Origin of the sequence: Pseudomonas alvandae, from assembly GCF_019141525.1 — a bacterium.
GTDB lineage: Bacteria > Pseudomonadota > Gammaproteobacteria > Pseudomonadales > Pseudomonadaceae > Aquipseudomonas > Aquipseudomonas alvandae.
In genome coordinates this window covers 1,501,083-1,520,953 of sequence record NZ_CP077080.1, presented here as the reverse complement: position 1 = coordinate 1,520,953, position 19,871 = coordinate 1,501,083, and the positions used below count along the sequence as shown (strand labels likewise).

17 protein-coding genes are annotated in these 19,871 nt (G+C 59.1%); 4 read left to right on the top strand and 13 right to left on the bottom strand.

What is annotated here, in order from left to right; translation table 11 throughout:
* Window positions 1–80: 80 nt before the first annotated feature.
* The 5 genes from KSS97_RS06665 to KSS97_RS06645 form a co-directional block, all read right to left on the bottom strand.
* The gene (locus tag KSS97_RS06665) at window positions 81–1,616 is read right to left on the bottom strand and encodes a glucosyltransferase domain-containing protein (RefSeq protein WP_217861335.1); all 1,536 of its coding nucleotides are present in this window, start codon (window positions 1,614–1,616) and stop codon (window positions 81–83) included.
* Window positions 1,613–2,563 (bottom strand): glycosyltransferase family 2 protein, encoded by a 951-nt coding sequence (locus KSS97_RS06660; protein WP_217861334.1) that lies wholly within the window; start codon window positions 2,561–2,563, stop codon window positions 1,613–1,615. Before KSS97_RS06660 ends, KSS97_RS06665 begins: the two co-directional genes overlap by 4 nt.
* Complete coding sequence (locus KSS97_RS06655; protein ID WP_198796557.1) at window positions 2,560–2,934, bottom strand: GtrA family protein; 375 nt, start codon at window positions 2,932–2,934, stop codon at window positions 2,560–2,562. Before KSS97_RS06655 ends, KSS97_RS06660 begins: the two co-directional genes overlap by 4 nt.
* A 150-nt stretch (window positions 2,935–3,084) precedes the next feature.
* The gene (locus tag KSS97_RS06650) at window positions 3,085–4,506 is read right to left on the bottom strand and encodes an amino acid permease (RefSeq protein ID WP_217861333.1); all 1,422 of its coding nucleotides are present in this window, start codon (window positions 4,504–4,506) and stop codon (window positions 3,085–3,087) included.
* A 560-nt stretch (window positions 4,507–5,066) separates the two neighbouring features.
* A complete protein-coding gene (locus KSS97_RS06645) occupies window positions 5,067–5,525 on the bottom strand; it encodes an REP-associated tyrosine transposase (RefSeq protein ID WP_030138535.1) in 459 nt (152 codons plus the stop codon).
* A gap of 385 nt (window positions 5,526–5,910) precedes the next feature.
* Between KSS97_RS06645 and KSS97_RS06640 the strand changes: the two genes are divergently transcribed.
* Window positions 5,911–9,018 carry a transglycosylase domain-containing protein gene (locus tag KSS97_RS06640; RefSeq protein WP_217861332.1) on the top strand — a complete coding sequence of 1,036 codons (3,108 nt, stop codon included), beginning with the start codon at window positions 5,911–5,913 and terminating at the stop codon, window positions 9,016–9,018.
* A 19-nt stretch (window positions 9,019–9,037) separates the two neighbouring features.
* Here KSS97_RS06640 and KSS97_RS06635 read toward each other — a convergent pair whose 3' ends face one another.
* The 8 genes from KSS97_RS06635 to KSS97_RS06600 all read right to left on the bottom strand — a co-directional run bounded on the left by KSS97_RS06635 (window position 9,038) and on the right by KSS97_RS06600 (window position 17,341).
* Window positions 9,038–9,508: a CS1 type fimbrial major subunit gene (locus tag KSS97_RS06635; protein ID WP_309475712.1), complete on the bottom strand. Its 471-nt coding sequence runs from the start codon at window positions 9,506–9,508 to the stop codon at window positions 9,038–9,040.
* A 164-nt stretch (window positions 9,509–9,672) separates the two neighbouring features.
* On the bottom strand, window positions 9,673–10,164 hold the full coding sequence (locus tag KSS97_RS06630) for a CS1 type fimbrial major subunit (protein WP_030138538.1): 492 nt from the start codon (window positions 10,162–10,164) through the stop codon (window positions 9,673–9,675).
* Between the two features lie 41 nt (window positions 10,165–10,205).
* Window positions 10,206–10,688, bottom strand: a complete 483-nt coding sequence (locus KSS97_RS06625) for a CS1 type fimbrial major subunit (protein ID WP_030138539.1) — start codon at window positions 10,686–10,688, stop codon at window positions 10,206–10,208.
* Window positions 10,689–10,726: 38 nt separating this feature from the next.
* Window positions 10,727–11,470, bottom strand: coding sequence for a molecular chaperone (locus tag KSS97_RS06620; RefSeq protein WP_217861330.1), 744 nt, complete (start codon window positions 11,468–11,470; stop codon window positions 10,727–10,729).
* Between the two features lie 60 nt (window positions 11,471–11,530).
* Window positions 11,531–12,775 carry a hypothetical protein gene (locus tag KSS97_RS06615; protein WP_030138541.1) on the bottom strand — a complete coding sequence of 415 codons (1,245 nt, stop codon included), beginning with the start codon at window positions 12,773–12,775 and terminating at the stop codon, window positions 11,531–11,533.
* A 39-nt stretch (window positions 12,776–12,814) separates the two neighbouring features.
* Window positions 12,815–14,062: a hypothetical protein gene (locus tag KSS97_RS06610; RefSeq protein ID WP_198796561.1), complete on the bottom strand. Its 1,248-nt coding sequence runs from the start codon at window positions 14,060–14,062 to the stop codon at window positions 12,815–12,817.
* A gap of 139 nt (window positions 14,063–14,201) precedes the next feature.
* Window positions 14,202–16,736 carry a CS1-pili formation C-terminal domain-containing protein gene (locus KSS97_RS06605; protein ID WP_030138543.1) on the bottom strand — a complete coding sequence of 845 codons (2,535 nt, stop codon included), beginning with the start codon at window positions 16,734–16,736 and terminating at the stop codon, window positions 14,202–14,204.
* A gap of 113 nt (window positions 16,737–16,849) precedes the next feature.
* Entirely contained in the window at window positions 16,850–17,341 is a 492-nt protein-coding gene (locus KSS97_RS06600) for a CS1 type fimbrial major subunit (protein WP_217861329.1), read from the bottom strand.
* Window positions 17,342–17,771: 430 nt separating this feature from the next.
* On the opposite strand from KSS97_RS06600, the gene KSS97_RS06595 reads away from it, so the two are divergent.
* From KSS97_RS06595 to KSS97_RS06585, 3 genes are all read left to right on the top strand, one after another.
* Window positions 17,772–18,341 carry a PadR family transcriptional regulator gene (locus KSS97_RS06595; protein WP_030138545.1) on the top strand — a complete coding sequence of 190 codons (570 nt, stop codon included), beginning with the start codon at window positions 17,772–17,774 and terminating at the stop codon, window positions 18,339–18,341.
* A complete protein-coding gene (locus KSS97_RS06590) occupies window positions 18,338–19,123 on the top strand; it encodes a siderophore-interacting protein (RefSeq protein WP_217861328.1) in 786 nt (261 codons plus the stop codon). The genes KSS97_RS06595 and KSS97_RS06590 overlap by 4 nt, the downstream gene beginning before the upstream one ends.
* A gap of 262 nt (window positions 19,124–19,385) precedes the next feature.
* Window positions 19,386–19,853 (top strand): preQ0 transporter, encoded by a 468-nt coding sequence (locus KSS97_RS06585; RefSeq protein ID WP_217861327.1) that lies wholly within the window; start codon window positions 19,386–19,388, stop codon window positions 19,851–19,853.
* Window positions 19,854–19,871: the final 18 nt, after the last annotated feature.

The following is a 19,871-nucleotide window of genomic DNA, read 5'->3' as shown; positions in this document are numbered from 1 at the left end:
CCAGGGTCACACGGCGATCTACTGTCAGGTCTTACAGGTCGGGCACTGATTCCGACGGACGGTCGTTCTTATCCGGCGTGTCAGCGACAACGTTCGACATCGACGAACAAACACAACTTGGACACGACATCAGGATCGCCCTGGGGCTTTTTCATCGAGATATATCCGCTGTCGTGGATGACGAAGAGGTCATAAAAACGAGTGGAAACAATCGGCGAAAAATCCCCCCGTCGAATCGATGCAATTACCATTGGGTCCTTGGCCAGGTACACATTGGTAATGCCCGCTCGCGGCAAGCTTTCGGGAAGTAATACGTAGCCCACGCCCAGCACATATTGCTGAGCCGGCATCGCCGCGAATAAACCGCTGGCTGCCGGGAGCCAGTTGGCTTTCAGCTCGGGGATCATGTAGATGCGATCCTTATCGCGCAGCGGCGAATGGTTGATGTCGTAGGCCAGCGAGGCCAACACAACGGCCTCCTGTTGTTTTTGCAGCGAGAGGACGCGCCCGTGTCCGAACGAAAACGACAACATCGCCAGTAATGGAATCAACAGGACCAATCCCAAGCGTGCATGAAGGCGCATGAGCATTTGCAACCCCAGAAAAAACACCAGCAACAACAACGCCGAAAAAGCCACCAGCGTCCTGACGCCGTAGTTGAACTCGGCGAAAAAAAGCGTGATGCCAGGGATACAGAACAAGAGCACCGCAGGGGCCAGCAGATAACAAAACAACAGCGGTGCTTCTCGCCAGGGAGATTCCGCACGACGAACTAACCCGATGCCTCCCCACACGTACCCAACCAGCGTCAGCAACGCACCGCCCCACACCAATGCCTGGGCGCCTTCGGTAACCCAGCCATCGAACATGCGCGCCAGAAACGAAAGGCGATTTCCAATTTCCAGCAGGCTGCTGATGTCCAACGGCAACAACACCTGACGCGCTCCCGTCATGAGTTGATAAGCCGTGAGGTAATAAACCGATACGCCGACACCGATTGCCACCAGCTTGCAGCCGATCAACCGCAACACTTGCTGCGAAGGCTTGCCCTGCCAAACCAGGCGGATCACCTCAACACAGCACATCGCGATAAAAAAACCGATAAGCACTTGGTAGATGGACAGTGCCAGCGCCAATAACAATGCCGGAACCAGGACGTTTCGCCAGATCTTGTCAGATGACCAGATAACGGCATGAATAAGCGCGACCAATCCCAACGCCATGGCCGGCCCGTCATAGTGATAAGACAGGTTCTGCAAGAGAAAAGGGTTGTACCAGATGGGCAGGACGACCAGGCAATGAACTAACGTCGGTCGTTCGAAATAGAAAAAAACCAGCGATTTCAACGCAAACGAAACAGCTGTCGTCGCGATGAACAATGGCAAGGGAAACAGGTCCGCAGATGCCGAGCTGAACGAGAGGACGTTATAGAGCCATTCGATGACAACTCGCCCCTCCTCGCGCCAACCTCCTCCGGCCACCAGCGCTCGCCAGTTGTCGTCGTTGTAGAAATAATCGGCCTGCACCAAGGGAAAGATGAAAAGAAAACTGGCCGCCAGGAAAAACAGCAGCACTTCCCGTGGCGTCAAGGTTCTTGCCCACAGGAACTGGCTCACGGCTCATCTCGCATCTTGGGTTGGCCGCCCCGGATCATTTCCTTGATGACGTATCGGGGGCGATGTTTGGTCTCCAGGTAAATTCGCCCGATGTATTCACCCAACACACCGATGCCGATCAGTTGCACCCCGCCGAGGAACAGGACCGCGGTCATCAGCGATGGATAACCTGGTAGATCGCTTCCGAAGATCAACTTGTCCAGGATCAGGTAGGCGGCATACAGCAATGAGATCAACGAAATGCAGCTGCCCACGTAAGTCCACAACCGCAACGGCACGGTACTGAACGACGTGATGCCTTCCAGGGCCAGGTTCCACAATTTCCAGCCGTTGAACTTGCTGTTGCCCGCCGCGCGGCCCGCGCGGTCGTATTCGATGATGACGGTATTGAAACCCGCCCACGACAACACGCCTTTCATGAACAACTGATACTCGGGAAGCGTCTTGATGACTTCCACGACCTTGCGGTCCATCAAGCGAAAGTCCCCCACGTTCTGTTCGATATGGGGATAGGCAATGCGATTGAGCAAACGGTAGAACAGCGCCGCGCCTCGGCGCTTCAGGTAACTGTCGGACGAACGATCGCGACGCTTGGCCAGCACCACTTCGGCGCCTTTTAGCCATTGCTCGACCATGCGCGGAATCACGTCGATGGGGTCCTGCAAATCCACGTCCATCGGGATGACCACATCGCCGCTGGCATGCTCGATGCCGGCGAACAAGGCCGGCTCCTTGCCAAAATTACGGGAGAAGTTGATCAGCAGGACTTCGCTGTCCGTCAACGCTATCTCTCGCGCCAGGCCGGCGGTCTGGTCGTTGCTGCCGTCGTTGATGAAGACAATCTCGACGCAATGATCCTTGAGCTGCGGATGCTGACGGACACTTTCGTAGAAGAGACCGATGGCCTGTTCTTCGTTGTACACCGGGACAATCAGCGAGATCTTCATGGCCGATGTCCGCGAAACACGACGAACCGGGAAAACAGGAAACCAAGTACCAGGCTCAACAGCGAAAACGCCGCCACGGTCAGCAGGCCATGGAGGTGCCAGCGATCCCCCAAGTGACCGACGATGAAGCTGAGCGCGCCCATGACGCATAGGAAAAGCACATAACCCGGCACGGAGAGCTTGGCTTCAAAGGTGTAGAGCGCGTTGGCATAAAAAGAAAAGGAGGCGGCCACGCAGAAAGCGATGAAGTTACTCGTCGATTGGTCGAGGCCGAACGCCACGCGCAGCACAAAGAAAATCTGCCAATGGATCAGCGTATTGGCCAACCCGACGAGCGAATAGCTGAAAAAACCGTTCCATATCGCTTTCATAAGCCCCTCCAACGGCCGTGCTGTCGGACTACGTTGAATCCAGGGCCCCGTCAGCACGCGGACTATCGTTAGAAGTAACAGGCGCTCCACAGTTCAGGAAAAAGAAAGCCCCGGTCGTGGACCGGGGCTCTGGTTTACATCGCTATCGACTCAGGAAACCGAACGCACGGCTCCCCGCACATCCCCGGTCGGCTGCAACTTGAAGGTGTAGAACAACACCGTCAGCAGCACCAGAAATGCCGGGCCGATATACAGCGCCACGCGGGTGTCGGGGAAGTACGCCATCAGGCCCACTACCAACACCAGGAAAGCGAGCGCCAGGTAGGAGCTGACCGGGTACAGCCACATGCGATATTTCAGTGCGGCACGCTCGGAAGCGCTCAGGCCTTTGCGGAATTTGAGCTGGGCCAGCAGGATCATCACCCAGGTCCAGATCGCGCCGAAGGTGGCGATGGAAGTCACCCAGACAAAGACTTTTTCCGGCACCAGGTAGTTGAGCAGCACGCCCAGCAGCAAGGCGGCGATGGACAGCAGCAGCGCGCGGCGTGGCACGCCGTTGCTGGAGGTCTTGGCAAAGCCGGCCGGGGCCTGGCCGTTCTGCGCCAGGCTGTAGAGCATCCGCCCGGTGCTGAAGATCCCGCCGTTGCAGGACGACAGCGCGGCGGTGATCACCACGAAGTTGATGATGCCGGCGGCGGTCTTGATGCCCAGGCGCTCGAAGGTCATGACGAAGGGGCTGCCCTGGGTGCCGATTTCGTTCCACGGGTAGATCGACAGGATCACGAACAACGCGCCGACGTAGAACAGCAGGATCCGCCAGAACACCGAGCCGATGGCGTTGGGGATGGTTTTCTGCGGGTTGCGCGCTTCACCGGCGGTCAGGCCGATCATCTCCACGCCCAGGTAGGCGAACATGACCATTTGCAAGGACATCAACACGCCGGAGACGCCGTTGGGCATGAAACCGCCATGGGTCCACAGGTTGGAGATGCCCAGGGCCTCGCCGTCGTTGCCGAACCCGAAGGCGATGATGCCGACGCCGCCGATGACCATGGCGATGATGGTGACGATCTTGATCAGGGCGAACCAGAATTCGAATTCGCCAAAGGCCTTCACCGCGATCAGGTTGATCGAGCCCATGCTGACCAGTGCGGCCAAGGCCCAGATCCACCGGGGCACATCGGGGAACCAGATGCCCATGTACACCGCCACGGCGGTGATTTCCGCCACGCAGGTCACCAGCCACAGGAACCAATAGTTCCAACCCGTCAGGAAGCCGGCCAGCGGGCCGAGGTAGTCCTGGGCGTAGCGGCTGAACGAACCGGCCACCGGGTTGTGCACGGCCATTTCGCCGAGGGCGCGCATGATCACCAGGATCGCCAGGCCACCAATGATGTAGGACAGCATGATCGCCGGGCCGGCCATTTCGATGGCCTTGGCCGAACCGAGGAACAGCCCGACACCGATGCAGGCGCCGAGCGCCATCAAGCGGATATGCCGCTCGCCGAGCTCACGTTTGAGCGGACCACCCTGCGCGGTCTCGCCATGGGGCAGATGATTGCCGACTGGCATAGGGATACAACCTCGTCTTGTTATTGGATTGACCACCGAGTCTCCAAAGCCGCGGGCGGGTGGGCCTGCAAGCCTTGCCGAAACCGGGCCTGCCTTGTGGGCAGGCCGTCCTGTGGGACAACAACCTCAGGATCAGCGGGTCGTGCAGTATAAAAAGCCGGGAACAGAAAGTTTCACTGTAAAAGCAGGTTAATTCAGGGAATGCCTAAGCCGATGATGGCTTTATCAAGAGGGATTATCTGAACCAAGGGCCTTTTTGAAGCGACGACGAGTATTGCACAGTGATGGTGCAGCGTCATGCGCTGGCATGGGGTGATGGCTCTGGTTCAAGGCTTTCAGACCATCGTGACTAGGGGATCTAATTGTGATTAAGGGATCTGATTGTGGCGAGGGGATTCATCCCCGCTGGGCTGCGAAGCAGTCCTAAAGCCTGACAGCTCGGTGGATCAGACAGATTGAGGTGAATGTTTGGAAGGGCTGCTGCGCAGCCCAGCGGGCATAAATCCCCTCGCCACGGATGAATGTTTCGCCACCGGGGCTCATTGCTAAACCCAAGTGGCTCATAGCCACGCAGCGTCCCACAGCGGATAGTCGCCAATGCGACTCACCAGTCCCGCGCGAAGCGGATTGGCAACGACGTAGCGCGCGAAGTGCCGCACATCCTCATCATCTCGAATCGCGCGGTCATGAAAGCCGCTTTGCCAAAGTGGACCAGACAGTCCGATCTTTTTATTGACGCTATGGGTGCATCGAGCTTTGGTGGCGCCTACGACGTGACTGAGATGACCATCAATAATCTGCAGCAACCAGTGGAAATGATCCGGCATCACCACCCAAGCCAAAGAATTCACCTGACCGGAATCATGAGCACGTTTGAATTCAGCGACCAATAGCCGTCCGATCCTCCAATCTGAAAAAACCGGTCGCCGCTGATGAACGACAGCAGTCACCAGATAAGCTCGTTCTGGCTCCGAATAACGACCTCGACGCAAGCGATGGGAATTTGGGCGTGGATGCATTCCTTGCTTCCTTTGAATGGGCTTGAACGCAGCGTAGCCACGCCGATGTGATGTCAACGCCGCAAACGTCGAGTGAAATTTCCGAAACTCGCGTAATCCCTTTGATGAGAAGGATTTATCTGTGGCGAGGGGATTCAGCGAAACGTCGCACCGCCCCGCTGGGCTGAGAAGCAGTCCTAAAGCCTGACAGCTCGGTGGATCAGACAGATTGAGGTGACTGTTTGGGGGGCTGCTGCGCAGCCCAGCGGGGATAAATCCCCTCGCCACAGGAACCTCACCCCTTGCCGGTCTCACTTTGATGCCGACAATTTCCCCTCCCCCCACGCCAACCACCGTCTAAGCTTCAAGCAAGTCCGATCAATCTGCGTGAATGGATCAGTCGACTATGGGCGCTTTGTGGCAAACCGATTCGAATAAACCTGTGGTCCCGACTGAACGTATGGAAGAAGCGCCTTTACCCAAAAAAACTCGCCGCGCCCGGCATGGCTGGCGGGCGTTCTGGTTGTTGTTGCTGATCATCGTGGTGGTGGTCGGCCTGGCCGTGGCCAAGGAGATGCGCACCTCCCGGTTCCAGGCCCAGGAGGTCAGCAAGTACGCCGCATCCTTGACCTATTCGGTGCAACCGGGTCCGAGCGATGCCATCGTCTATCCCGGTGCCGGCCCGTTCGATCAGCGGTTGGGGTATAGCTCGCTGGGAGAATTCCTGCCGCGGCTGCTCAAGCGTGATTATGTGGTCGAGGCCCAGGCACGGTTTTCGCCGGCCTTGATGGACTACGTCCACAAGGGCTTGTTCGTGCCCTACGCGGAAAAGATCCAGGCGGGGCTGACCCTCACCGATTGCCGCGCCGCGCCGGTGTATCAGTTCAAGTACCCGCAGCAGCTGTATGCGAGCTTTGACGCCATCCCGCCGGTGGTGGTGCAAAGCCTGTTGTTCATCGAGAACCGCTTTCTGCTCGACCCCAAGCAGCCACTGGCCAACCCGGCGGTAGACTGGCCGCGCTTCGGCATGGCGGCTTGGTCGCAGGTGGCCAAGCTGTTGAGCCTGCCGGGACAGTCGGCCGGCGGTAGCACGCTGGCTACACAGCTTGAGAAATACCGGCACTCCCCCGAAGGCCTGACCGTGTCGGGCGCGGAGAAGATCCGCCAGATGATTTCCGCCAGCGTGCGCGCTTACCAGGCCGGCCCGCAAACCCTTGAGGCGCGCCAGCGGATCGTCCGCGACTACCTCAACAGCGTCCCCCTCTCGGCCGTGCCGGGGCATGGCGAAGTCCACGGCATGGCGGAAGGTTTGAGGGTCTGGTATGGCGCGGATTTCAAACGGGCCAATGAACGTTTGTTCAGCACCGCCACCGATCCCCAGAGCCTGGCGGAAAAGGGCCTGGCCCTGCGGGAGATGCTGTCGTTGATGATCGCCCAGCGGCGGCCGTCCCATTACCTTTCCAAGGGCCATGACGAACTCGCGCGCCTGACCGACAGCCACATCCGCTTGTTGGCGCAGAACGGTGTGATCGACGCCGCACTGTCCGAGGCCGCGCTGGCGAGCAAGGTTTCCTACCGTGACTGGGTCCAGGACCCGACCGTCCAGCCCAACGAAACAAACAAGGGCATCAGTGCCGCCCGCAGTCGCCTCGCGGCGCTGCTCAACCGTCCGCTGTACGACCTCGATCGCCTCGACCTCTCCGCCACCAGCACCTTGCAGAGCGACTTGCAGGCCCAGGCCACCGAGTACCTCAAGCGCTTGGCCGACCCGGCCTTCGCGACCGAGATCGGCCTGATGGGAGAACGCCTGCTGACCCCGACCAGCACCACGCAGGTGCGCTACAGCTTCACCCTGCTGGAACTGACCCAGGATGGCTCCCGCGTGCGCGTTCAAACCGACAGCACCGACCAGCCTTTCGACATCAACGAAGGCAGCAAGCTGGAGCTGGGCTCCACCGCCAAGTTGCGCGTGCTGACCACCTACCTGCAAATCATTGCCGAACTGCACGAGCGTTATGCCCAGCAGGCCCCGGCGGCGTTGAAGAAAACCGAGATCGCCGAGCAGGATCGCCTGTCGCGCTGGGCGGTGGACTACTTGATTGAAAACACCGACCGCAGCCTGCCGAAGATGCTCGAAGCCGCGCTGGATCGCACCTATTCGGCCAGCCCCGGCGAGGCATTTTTTACTGGCGGCGGGTTGCACACCTTCCATAACTTCCGCAAGGAAGACGACGGCCGCCTGCCGACGCTGCGCGACGCCCTGCGCGAATCCATCAACCTGCCGTTCATTCGCCTGATGCGCGACCTGGTGCGCTACGCCACCTATGCCGGCCCCAACAATAGTTCCGAGCTGCTCAAGGACGACAAGGACCCGCGCCGCCAGGAATACCTGGCCCAATTCGCCGATCGCGAGGGCACGTCGTTCCTGCTCAGGTTCTGGAAGAAATATCAGAAGAAGGACACCGGCCAGCGCCTGGAAACCTTCCTCGACGGCATGCGTCCCACCGCAATTCGCCTGGCCGCCGTGCACCGCTATTTCTTTCCCAACGACAGCCAGGAGAGCTTCAATCGCTTCGTGCGTGCGCACTTGAAGACGGCAAAAAGCGTGGAAAAACTCACTGATGAACGCCTGGAACGGCTCTACCAAAGCTATGGCCCCGGCGCCTATGACCTGCCGGACCAGGGCTTCATCGCCAAGGTCCACCCGCTGGACCTGTGGTTGATGGGTTACCTGTTGAACAACCCCGACGCCAAGTTCAGCCAGATCGTCAAGGCCAGCCAGTTCGAGCGCCAGGAAGTCTATAGCTGGTTGTTCAAGAGCCGGCACAAGAGCGCCCGCGACAGTCGCATCCGCACCATCCTGGAGATCGAAGCCTTCCTGGATATTCACCAGCGCTGGCAGCAAGTCGGCTACCCGTTCGATCACCTCGTGCCTTCGCTGGCCACCGCCATCGGCAGCTCCGGCGACCGCCCGGCCGCGTTGGCGGAACTGGTGGGAACGATCCTCAATGACGGCGTGCGTCGCCCCGCCCTGCGCGTCGACAGTTTGCAGTTCGCGGTGGACACACCCTATGAAACGCGACTGGTCAGCAATCCGGAAAACGGCAAGCGGGTGATGCCGGTGGAAGTCGCCCAGGCGCTGCGCGGCGCGCTGTCCCAAGTGGTCGACGCCGGTACCGCGAAACGCGTGGCGGGGAGTTTCAAGCTCGCCGATGGCACGCCGCTGGCGATGGGCGGCAAGACCGGCACCGGTGACAACCGCATCGAAGCCATCGGTGCCGGCGGCCGAATCCTCAGCTCCAAGTCGATCAACCGCACGGCGACGTTCGTGTTCTACATCGGCGACAGCCATTTCGGCACCCTCACCGCCTACGTCCCGGGGGCCTCGGCACAGAACTTCAAATTCACCTCAGCCTTGCCGGTGCAGGTGCTCAAGGGCATGGCACCGTTTCTCACGCCGTACTTGCAACCGGGGACTCATACCCAGTGCAAGCCGTTGGTGGCGGGACAATAACCTGCACCGGGACCTTGGTTTACAGGGTTACACGAGGCACCGCATCGAAGACGACAGTGAAGTTCCCGGTGTACAGGCCAGGATCACGAGGAATGGGCCAATGATTGGCATGGATGAACATCTCCACCTGGGTCCCTGGCGTGGATGTGGCGTCATCGACTACTTCTCGAGGCATCTCGTCCAACAAGACGTCGTTGAACCAGACTCGCAGCGGTATGAGCACGACACCATTGGATAAAATAGAGCGCCCATCAAGGTAGGCATGGACCGAGCCGTCGGTATTCTTTACATCAAAGGCCTGGCGTATGGAACTCAACTCGTAGCTGACAGGGTTGTAATTCATGTACTCGTCTTTACCGAAATCCGGATTGCGAGGCTGCACATGAAACTGCTTGTTCGGAATGTTTGCAGTGACATGAATGGAAGAGCGTGCATCATTGGCAGCGAACACCCACGAAGCACTCAAGGCCGCGATAGCCAGGGCAGTCACTGACACCCTCTTTTTAAACATACTTGACACCTTTCCTATTCAAAAACCTGTGGCGAGGGAGTTTGTTCCCTCGCCGAAGGGTTGTGTGCTGAAGCTCAATTCGCCATTGGTACGCCCTGCGAGGCACGGTGGCGGGGCAATGAGTCACGGCGTGGCGCGGTGGTTTACAGGCTGACTCGAGGGACCGCGTCGAAAATTACGGTGATATCGGCAGTAAATTGGCCTGACAGTCTGGTTGAAACCGCCCACGGATTGAAGATGACCATCTCGGCCTGCATACCTGGCGTGGACGTTGCGTCATCTACCACCTCCGTCGGAGTACTACCCAGGCCAACGTTGTTGAACGTGATAAAAAGAGGGATCGAATGAACGCCGTTGTACAACCAGGCTGGACCATCGATGTAGGCATGCACCGAACCGTCGGTGTTCTTCACATCGAAGGTCTCGCGCAGCCAGGTCAATTTCCTGCTCACTGGATCCATGTGCATGACCTCGTTCTTGCCGAAATCAGGATTACGCGGCTGCACATGAAACTGCTTGTTCGGAATGTTCGCACTGATGTGGATGGCTGAACGCGCATCGTCAGCCGCCCCGGCCAGTAAAGGGCTCAGGGCTGCAGCCCCCAGCGCGACGGCAGATATTATTGTTTTGTACATGTCGTTACCTGTTGATGGTTGATAGAAACAAAGACCAAGCCTTAAGGCGCAACGGCATCGAACACCATGTGTACCGTGCCGTAGTAATCGCCGGGCTTGTAGTCGTCATCGGGCCGGATGGCGGCGATTTCCAACGGGACCTGGCGTCCTGGCCGGGCCTCGCTGGCCGATACCACCTGGGCCGAATCCAAGGTCAATTCGACGCCGTTGAACCTCACCCGCAGGTCGATGCGTTCGCGGCCGTTGGACAGATACGCCTCCTCCCCGAGGCGGGCGTCGATGGAACCGTTGGTATTTTTCACCTCGTAGGTCGCGCGCAGCGGACTGAGGTCATTGATGATCGTGTTGAAGGGCAAGCGCTGTTCGCGCTGGACCAACTGCGGGTCGAGCGGCAACACAAAGAACTCGACCGTGGGGATGGTCACGTAGAGCTCGAAGGTTTCCCGCTCGACCGCGCCCCAGGCCGGGGCCCAGGGCAAGGTCAGCGCGGCGACGGCGAGAGGGCATGCCAGTGTCTTGAACATAGTGGATACCTGTGGCGTCAAGGACGGTACGGCGACCGTCAACCCTTGATCTGGATGGGTTTGCTCTGGCTGCCTTCGATCAACGTGAAGCGGTATTCACGTCCCGACTCCTTGTCGAACGAGAACGTGCGGCCGGCCATGACGTGGTGCTTGGTGGTCGGCCGGCAGTCGTTTTCCTTCTTCGCCACGCAATCCTTGAACTCATCGATCACCAGCACGCTGTTGCCGTTGTTGCGCATCACGTAGCGGCTGGCGTTGTCCTCGATCACGGTCTCGAAACGGGTGTTCTTGGGTCGAACGAAGAACACCGTGCCGTAGCCCGCCAGCACCTTGACCCCGGCCGCCACCCGTTCCTTTTTATAGGCCTCGCGTTCCTCCTCGCTGACGGCGAACTCGTCCTCCGCTTCAGGCACCACTGGCACGAAGCGCACCCGGAAATAACGCTCCTTGTCGCGGTTACCGAGGAACAGCAATCGCGTGCCCTGCATGCCGTTGGCCGGCACGATCAGCCGGGCCGGGCTGGCCATCAAGCCATCCTTGGCCAGCCCGCCAGGCTGGCTCTGCACCGGCTCCTCGCGGTAGCTGCCGTCCTCGTTATAGAGAATTTCCAGGACATTGACCTTGATGAATGCCGTGGACGTTCCGCCATTGAACACCCGCTTCATGTAAGTGCTTTTATCACCGTCAAGGTAGTCGTAGACCACCCCGACACCGATTTTCGGCCCGGCCTGGACCACGCCGCAAAACAGGTACAAACCCACCCATGCCAATACGTATTTCATTGTTTTCTCAACCTCATGCTTTAAACGCAACCCATTGGATACCGCCGGCGAACAGGCCGCTCACACTTCCGAATCCCAGATCACCGTGATGTTGCCGGAATAGACTTTGGCGCCGCCGTCGAGCATTTCTTCGATGCTTTGCCGAGTCACTTCGAAATGCAGGCTTGCAGGCCTGCGATCCACATAGACACTGGGCTGGATCAGCTCCGTGCCACTGCCATCTCGCAACAGGCGACGCTGGTTGATGGGTTGTCCGCCAAAATCGGTCAGCCCCTCAGGCAGCGTCACCCTGACGTCCACCGGTACGGAATGGCCCGAGCCGGCTTCGCCGATCGCGCACGTATTACCACTGATGTATTGGCAATCGAGCGCCATCTTGAAGCGTGACGATGTGGAGATATGGAAGCGTTGATCGCGCGCCAGCCGGCTCGGTTTGCTGCCGCCATTCAGCCAGGCTTGCCAGCCCCCATCGGGCACCAGCTCCACCCGGTTTCCGCCGGGAGGCACCTCGACCTTGAAGGTATGCTCGACATCGAGCCTGAAATTGAGCGTGATGGCCGAATCGCTGGGCAGCATGACGTCGCCCATGTCCAGCTCCCGCCCTGGTCCAACGCCGATGGTCAGATCCCCGGTGTACTGCCCCGCCGACATTCTCATCGGGTTCGGCATGCGCAGCTCATAGGCAAAGTCCACGTAGGGATACGCCATGCTGGGGATCACAAAGTTGGCCTTTTTTGCGCACTCGGTTTCCGACGGGGTCCGCCAGAAAAACTCGTAATGGTTGTCGCCGAAACGACTGAACCCGCTGGAGTTGCACGGTGAAGGCGCCTGGCCCCAGTTGTCGTTCCACAGCATCGTATGCGCAGTGCCCGCTTCCACCCCGCCACCGACCAGTTCGATCACGCTGCCAGGGACTTGATAGCGAGCACCAATGCCGACCCACCGCACCTGGACGATTTCGGTCTCGCCCGTACCGGAATGAACGATCTGCGCCGTGCGCCAGTTGGCAGGTACTTGAAACATGGCCCCTTGTCGAACGTCGGCGTGCCCGGCCTGGATAGGCCTGATGGAATTCACACTCAGGGGCAGCCGGATGCTGAACATTTTCCATGCCTGGCATTGCGACGGAGCTTCGGCGCAATAACCACTCATTGGCGTGGTGTTGAGAAACCCGGTTTCCTGAGGCTTCGACGGGTCTGGCCTGAACACAGCGCTGATGTCCTGGGTCAAGGCGTTGGCCATGGGCATGCTCGCAAACAAAACCGTTGAAACCACACAGTTCGCGACTACCGGTGTTCCTTTCATGGGTATGACCTCATATTCAAATCCGTTGAATAGGTGTTTTTAAACTTCTGAATCCCAGATCACCGTGATGTTTCCGGTGTAGGCTTTGGCGCCGCTGTCCAGCATCTCTTCGACGCTGCCGCGGCCCACTTCAAAGTGCAGGGTGCCCGACCGGCGATCGACATAAAGCCCCGGCTGGAACAGTTCGGTACCGCTGCCGTCACGCAGTAACCGTCGACGGTTGACCGGCTGCCCGGCGCCGTCAGTCAAGCCGTCGGGCAGGGTGACGCTGACATCCACCGGCACGGCATGACCGGTGCCGGTTTCGGAAATTGCGCAGGTATTGCCGCTGACGTATTGGCATTCGAGTTCCATCTTGAAACGCGAGGACGCCGAGATATGGAAGCGCTGGTCGCGAAACAATCGTGTTGGCTTGCGACCGCTGTTCAGCCAGGATTGCCAGCCTTCCTGGGGTACCAACTCCACGCGGTTGCCGCCGGGGGGGACTTCGACCTTGAGGGTGTGCTCGACGTTGAGTTTGAAGTTGAGCGTCAGTGTTGAATCATCCGGGAGCATGACGTCGCCCACATCGAAATCCTGCCCCGGGCCAACGGTATAGGTCAGCGAACCGGTGTATAGCCCGGACGACATTTTCAAGGGGTTGGGGGTGCGCAACTCATAGGCAAAATTCAGCGAAAGGTACTTCATGCTGGGAATCAGGTAGCTGGCCTTCTTGGCACATACACCTGCTACCGGGGTTTTCCAGAAAAACGTGTAATCCACGCTACTCAGATAACCCACACCACTGTATCGACATGGCGAAGGGGCATTTACCCAAGAGGAGTTGCCCCACAACATACTATGCGCGGTGAGGTTGCTCACGCCGCCACCCACCAGGTTGACTGCACTCGTTGGAAGACGGTAGGTCAGGCCTACACCGGACCAGCGCACTTCAACGATTTCCGTTTCGCCCGTTCCTGAATGGGTGACTTGTACCGTGCGCCAATTGACGGGCGCGTGAAACATCGCCCCTTGCCGAACATCGCCATGATTCGCCTGGATGGGGCGGATCGAGTCGAAGGTAATAGGCAACGTGAGGCTGAACATTTTTGCCGTTCCGCATTCCGCGGGATGGTCAGCGCAGTAACCACTCACCGGCGTGGTATTGAGAAACGTATTCTCCTGGGGCTTGGAAGGGTCAGGCCTGAATATTGCAGTGATGTCCCGCTCCAAGGCATTGGCCACAGGCACACACGCAAACAGCAACACCGAGACCACGCTGCGCACTGCAACCGATAAGGGTTTCATTTATACAACCTCATACTTGAAGACAAATCACTGCGAGAAAACCAGAAGCCCCGTGGCGAGGGAGCTTGCTCCCTCACGGGTTCTCCCAGCCACGGTTTCATCGTTTTTCCCGGGTGAACGGCATTACCAATAAGGTGCTTCATGAACGCTGCTTCACCCCACCAGCCTCGGCGACTGCCGTATCGGCCAAGGTGTCCGGCGTGCAACGCAAGTCCCCGATCATCAACACATCGCCTTCGCGGTTGGCAGTCTCCGGGTCGAGGCGGAACCGGCAGAACAATTCGTTTGCGTGGCGCACTTCCAGGGTCGGCGAGCCGGCATTCATTTCCATGGAAAAGAATCCGTCCGCCTCGCTGATGCCGCGGCTGGCATGGTTGATCACGTGGTGGCCTCGAAGCGGTTGGCCCTGCCCATCCACCAGGCGTCCGAGCACGGTCACCGTCCTCATCACGCTGATCTTGCGGTAGTCCACCCCGCCCTTGTTCAGGTGATAGCGGGTGCGCGAAGGTTGGATATTCGCCGCCGGCGGGTGCACGCCTTCGAAGTCGAAGGTCACCTGGCTGTTCTTGTAGGCAGTGATGGGCACGAAGTTGCGACCGGGGCGTAACGTGGTGCTGCCGCCGGTCAAGTCGTCGGCGCGCAGGACAACATCATCCACGTCGGCTTCGACGTCGACGATCATGCCCGCGCCGCGTCCATGAGGCGTAGCGGTAACGGCCGCTTTGCTGCCACCCACCGCCACCGTGCTGCTCAGGTTCAGGCCGCCGGTGAGGTTATCGTTATAGGACGAGCGCTGGACGAAGCCATCGCCGAAAAGCGAATCGGTTTCGAAACTGGCAATACTGGACAGGCCCACGCCATAGGTGTCGGCCAACACCGTGCCGGAAACGCTTTGCAGCACATGGTCTTCCAGGCTGCGGCGATACGACAGCGAGGCATTATTGTCTCGCGCGCCATCGCGGGAGGTGCGGGTCCCGATGCTGCCCGACCAGTATTCCCCCGGCCCGCCCAAGGCCACGCTGACGCTCAGGTCCACGCCCCGATTGCGCTTGTCCCCCGTGCTGGTGGTGCCAGGGCGATCGAATACCGACACCCGCCAGTTGGCATCGCTGCCGCGCAGTTGGCCACGCTGGGTCCAGCCCAGGTCCAACCCCGTGCCCTGGATGTTGCCTTCGCTGTAGGCCAGTCGCCCATTGACGGAGGTCTTGTTGCTCAAGCGATGGTTGACCGACAGCGAGGAATTGCTGGTGTGGCCGACATACACTTGGCGCTGGCGAATACGCGTGCCGTCCTGCAACGTTTCGTATGTGTTGCGGGTGTCCAGCCAACTGCGGTTGTGACTGGCCACCACGCTGCCGTTGAGGTAGCTGTACAAACCTTGCAGATCCATGCCGGTGCCATACTGCTGGGTTTGATAGACGTTGGCGTAGAGGCTGGTGTTGCTCGCCAGCGTCCAATCCACCGAGGTGCCCACTTGCAGCTTGTCCTGCACCTGGCGCGTGGAGGCTCCCAGGATGACCCGCGGGTGCAGCAGGTAATTCAAGCCGACCCCGGCTGTCGTGAAGCCGGAAGGCTGGTCTTCCCAGTTGCTCCAGAGCCGGGTTTCGCGGCCGGCAAACAGGTTGTAGCGCCAGCGGTCTTCGGTGCTGCTCCAGTTGTTGGGCTTGTAGACCAGCTCCTGGCTGGTGGCGCTGGTTTGCCCGTCCTCGACCAAGCGGACTTCCACTTCATAAATGCCGCCGGGCAAGGGCCGGGTGTCCAGGCTCTGCAAGCCGGCGCTGACCGCCTGCGTATTGATCAACAGGCCGTTGCGATAAATCTCCACCGAAGCCTGTCGGCTCGCGGTGACGTAGATGGGGTAGACGCTGGGCCGGGGATTATCGATGACCAGGCTGTCGGAGCTGCCATACATCACGCCCACGGCAGTGTCCGGGTTGGCACCGAACGAACGGATCTGTCGATTCAGGCCATCGGAGCTGGGCGTGAAATAACCCAGGCGAAAAAAAGTACCTTCCAGTTCTCGTTGGGTATAGAGCTCGTGGACGGCGTGGTAGATCTTGTCGTCCGGTCCGCCGAGACGCGAGAGTTGAAGGTCGAGCGATTGACTCCAGTTGCCCAGGCTGGAACTTGCATTCAGGCCATAGCGCCCGCCGGTGTCCTGCTCTTGGCCACCATTGATATTGAGCTGGTTGTTGAAGATCAGACCCAGGCTGCCACCTTCTGGCTGATCGTGGTAACGCTTGGTTTCAGTGCCGCGTTCCACATCCCGAGTCAGGATCGTCACCAACGAATTCTCGAGGCTGTAGTGCATGGCGAGCAGCCCTGATGAACAATTGGCTTCGCATGCGCCCAGCGACTGTCCTTGCTTGAGCAGTTGCTCCCATTTCTCACGTTCTAGGTTGCTGATCGGACTGTCTTGCGTGTCGGTGAATTCGAGCAACGTAATACGATCGTCCCGGGTCAATACCACCATGGCTTCGCCAAGGTACTGTTGATTGAGTTCAACACGAACCGCCAGTGGCACATCGAAGAAGTGGGATTCAAACTCCGCCGGCAGTCCCTTGGCCTGGGACAACAGGCTTTTGGGCGTTGTACCGGGGGCAGTCGGCGCGGCCGAGGCGTTCGCGCACAACAACAGCGCGAGCGCACCCGCGATGGGTGTCATCGGAAACATCAACGGATTCTCTAATCAGCGAGCGATCAAGGCGTTTCAGGTACAGGCCGACCGGCTGGGGAGTGCCGGCCGGCCTGCGAATGCCCGTGCAACTCAACGGGCATCGAATGGCATCACGGCGTAGCGCGAGGCACCGCGTCGAAGATGACAGTGAAGTTCCCGGTGTACAGGCCGTTCTGGGTATCGAGAGGCCGGGCCGCGACGATGGTCATGTCGGCCTGGGTACCTGGGGTGGAGGTGGCATCGTCCACCACTTCCTGAGGCAGGGCGCTCAGGGTGACGCCGTTGAAGGCGGTGGTCAGGGCAATGGAGTTACTGCCGTTGTACAGCGCAGCAGGGCCACCTTCGATATAGGCATGCACCGAACCTTCGGTGTTTTTCACGTCATAGGTCTGGCGCAGCGAAGTCAAGGTGCCGCTGACGGTGTTGTAGCTCATGGTCTCATCCTTACCGAAGTCCGGATTGCGAGGCTGCACATGAAACTGCTGGGTCGGGATGTTGGCAGTGATGTGGATGGAAGAGCGCGCGTCGTCGGCGGCGAATGCCAGCGAAGAAGTCAGGGCGGCAGCTGCCAGGGAAGCACCGGTTACGAGTTGTTTGAGCATGTTGTTCATACCTGTTCTTTTGCAATAGATAGAAGAGTTGAAGTTGCCGCCAGACAATCATTCTGGCTGCACTTCCAACGCAGGGCATGATCAACGCTATTGAAACAAAAAAAAGCAGGCAGATTCCTATATGCACGTAGTAAATCCGGCATACGCGTGCGAGAAAAAGACTCGGATTCTGTTAAAAACAGATTTTGGATGTCAGAAAGAACTTACAACGCCAGCAATAAAGCGGGCTTGATGATGTCAAGAAAAAAAAGCCCGGAAAAATCAAACTCGGCCTCTATATCGCAATCAGGTAAGGTCTTGCCTCACTGTAAATAACGAACGGCAAGTTAGATATATCTTAGTTTCGAAATTTCGCGCACGTCAAAATATATCTTATGCACAAAGTTATATCTCAACATTTAGGCAGAACGGAGAACAGCCTATGACCTCCTCTTATTCTTCCCCTGAAGACGAACATGACTGTTTTGAACGAGCCCCGACAGGCCGTGGACGTAATAGCCGAGGACCTCGCATCTTCGCTGCCGGTGATCTGAAGTTGCTGTCGTTGGCGCTGCTGGCCGAGCAGCCTTGCCACGGCTATGACCTGATGCGCCGGATCGAGCAAATGTTCGATGGCGCCTACAGCCCCAGCCCCGGCGTTATCTATCCGACGCTGGCCTTTCTGGAAATGAGTGCAATGGTCATTTGCGGTGTCGAAGATGGGAAAAAGAGTTACAGCGTGACCGATGCCGGACGTCTATCCCTTGTAGAGCAGGCCGACGCGCTGAATGAGGTGCGCAAGCGAATCGAAACCAGCAAGCGCATGCTGCGTGGCCCCGATCGTCCCCCTGAAATCCGTGAAGCGGTGTATAACCTGCGCCATGCGCTGCAAAAGCACCCTGGCCGCTGGAGCCCGGAAGAAGTCCAACGGGTGCGCGGCCTGCTCGACGACACCGCCAAAGCCATCACCGACGGCCCGGGCCGTCCACCTGTTTCGGAGTCAAACCCATGACTGAAGTCGATCCAAACACCATCCACCGCGTCAACCACGAGATCAAGCGCCGCCGCCTGCAAGTGCTGCGCGTCGTCGACCTGACCCCACGCATGCGCCGCATCACCGTCGGCGGGCCGGAACTGGCCGGGTTTGCAAGCCTGGGCACCGACGATCATGTGAAGCTGTTGTTTCCGCAGAACGCCGAGGAACACGCCGCCCTGGAAAACTTCAACCCCACCGCCGGCAAGGCCCAGGGACCGATGCCCGAGATGCGCGACTACACCCCGCGCCGGTATGACCTGGAAACCCTGGAGCTGGACATTGACTTCGTGCTCCACGGCGACGGCCCTGCCGCGACCTGGGCGACGCAGGCGGCACCGGGGCAACACCTTTACATCGCCGGGCCACGGGGCTCGATGATCGTGCCGGACATCTTCGACAGTTACCTGTTGATCGGCGACGAAACCGCCCTGCCCGCCATCGCCCGCCGCCTCGAAGGCCTGGCGCCCAACCGGCGAGCCCTGGTGGTGGTGGAAGTTGAAAATGGCGCCGAACAGCAAGTGCTCCAAAGCCCGGCGCAGGTGCATGTGATCTGGGTATTGCGCGAAGGCCGCCACGACAGCCTGCTGCGCACCGTTCAGCAATTGGAAATGCCGATAGGCAAGCTGTATGCCTGGGTCGCGACCGAAAGCAAAGTGTCTCGGCAGATTCGCAAGGTGTTGCTGGAAGAAAAAGGGTTGGACCAGGACTTTGTGAAGGCGGTGGGGTATTGGAAGTTGGATGACGGTGAGGAGGATTGAGGGACGGGCGGTGGCTGAAGTACCCTGCATCCACTGATGGGACTGTACATAACCCCTGTGGCGAGGGGATTTATCCCCGCTGGGCTGCGAAGCAGCCCCCAAAACAGTCACCTCAATCTGTCTGATCCACCGAGTTGCCTGATTTTAGGGCTGCTGCGCAGCCCAGCGGGGATAAATCCCCTCGCCACAAAATAGATTCCCTCACCACAGGGCTATCGCTGTCCTTTAACACCTTATCCGCCATCACCAGGTACCCCGCCCCATGCTTTTCCTGCTCGCCTACATCAGCAGCGTCGTGCTGATCAACTTCGCCTTCTCGGCCGCGCCACACCTGGACGTCATCTGGTCGGCCTGGGGCGGGCTGGTGTTTGTACTGCGCGACATGGTGCAGACCCGTTTCGGCCATGGTGCCATCGCGGCGATGCTGGCAGCGCTGGTGCTGTCCTATGTCACCTCCGACCCGTCCATCGCCCTGGCCAGCGCCACGGCATTCGCGGTGTCCGAATGCATCGACTGGCTGGTGTTCACCGTCACCAAGCGCCCATTGCACGATCGCCTGTGGATAAGCTCGGCCCTGAGCATTCCCCTGGACACCTTCATTTTCTTCGGTCTGATCGATGCCCTGACGCCCGCCGTGGTGACGACCGCCCTGCTTTCGAAATTCGCCGGGGTCACCGCCGTCTGGCTGATCATGGCCTGGCGTCTGCGCAAACAGGCCATCGCCGGCTGACGCGGTTCATGTAAAATG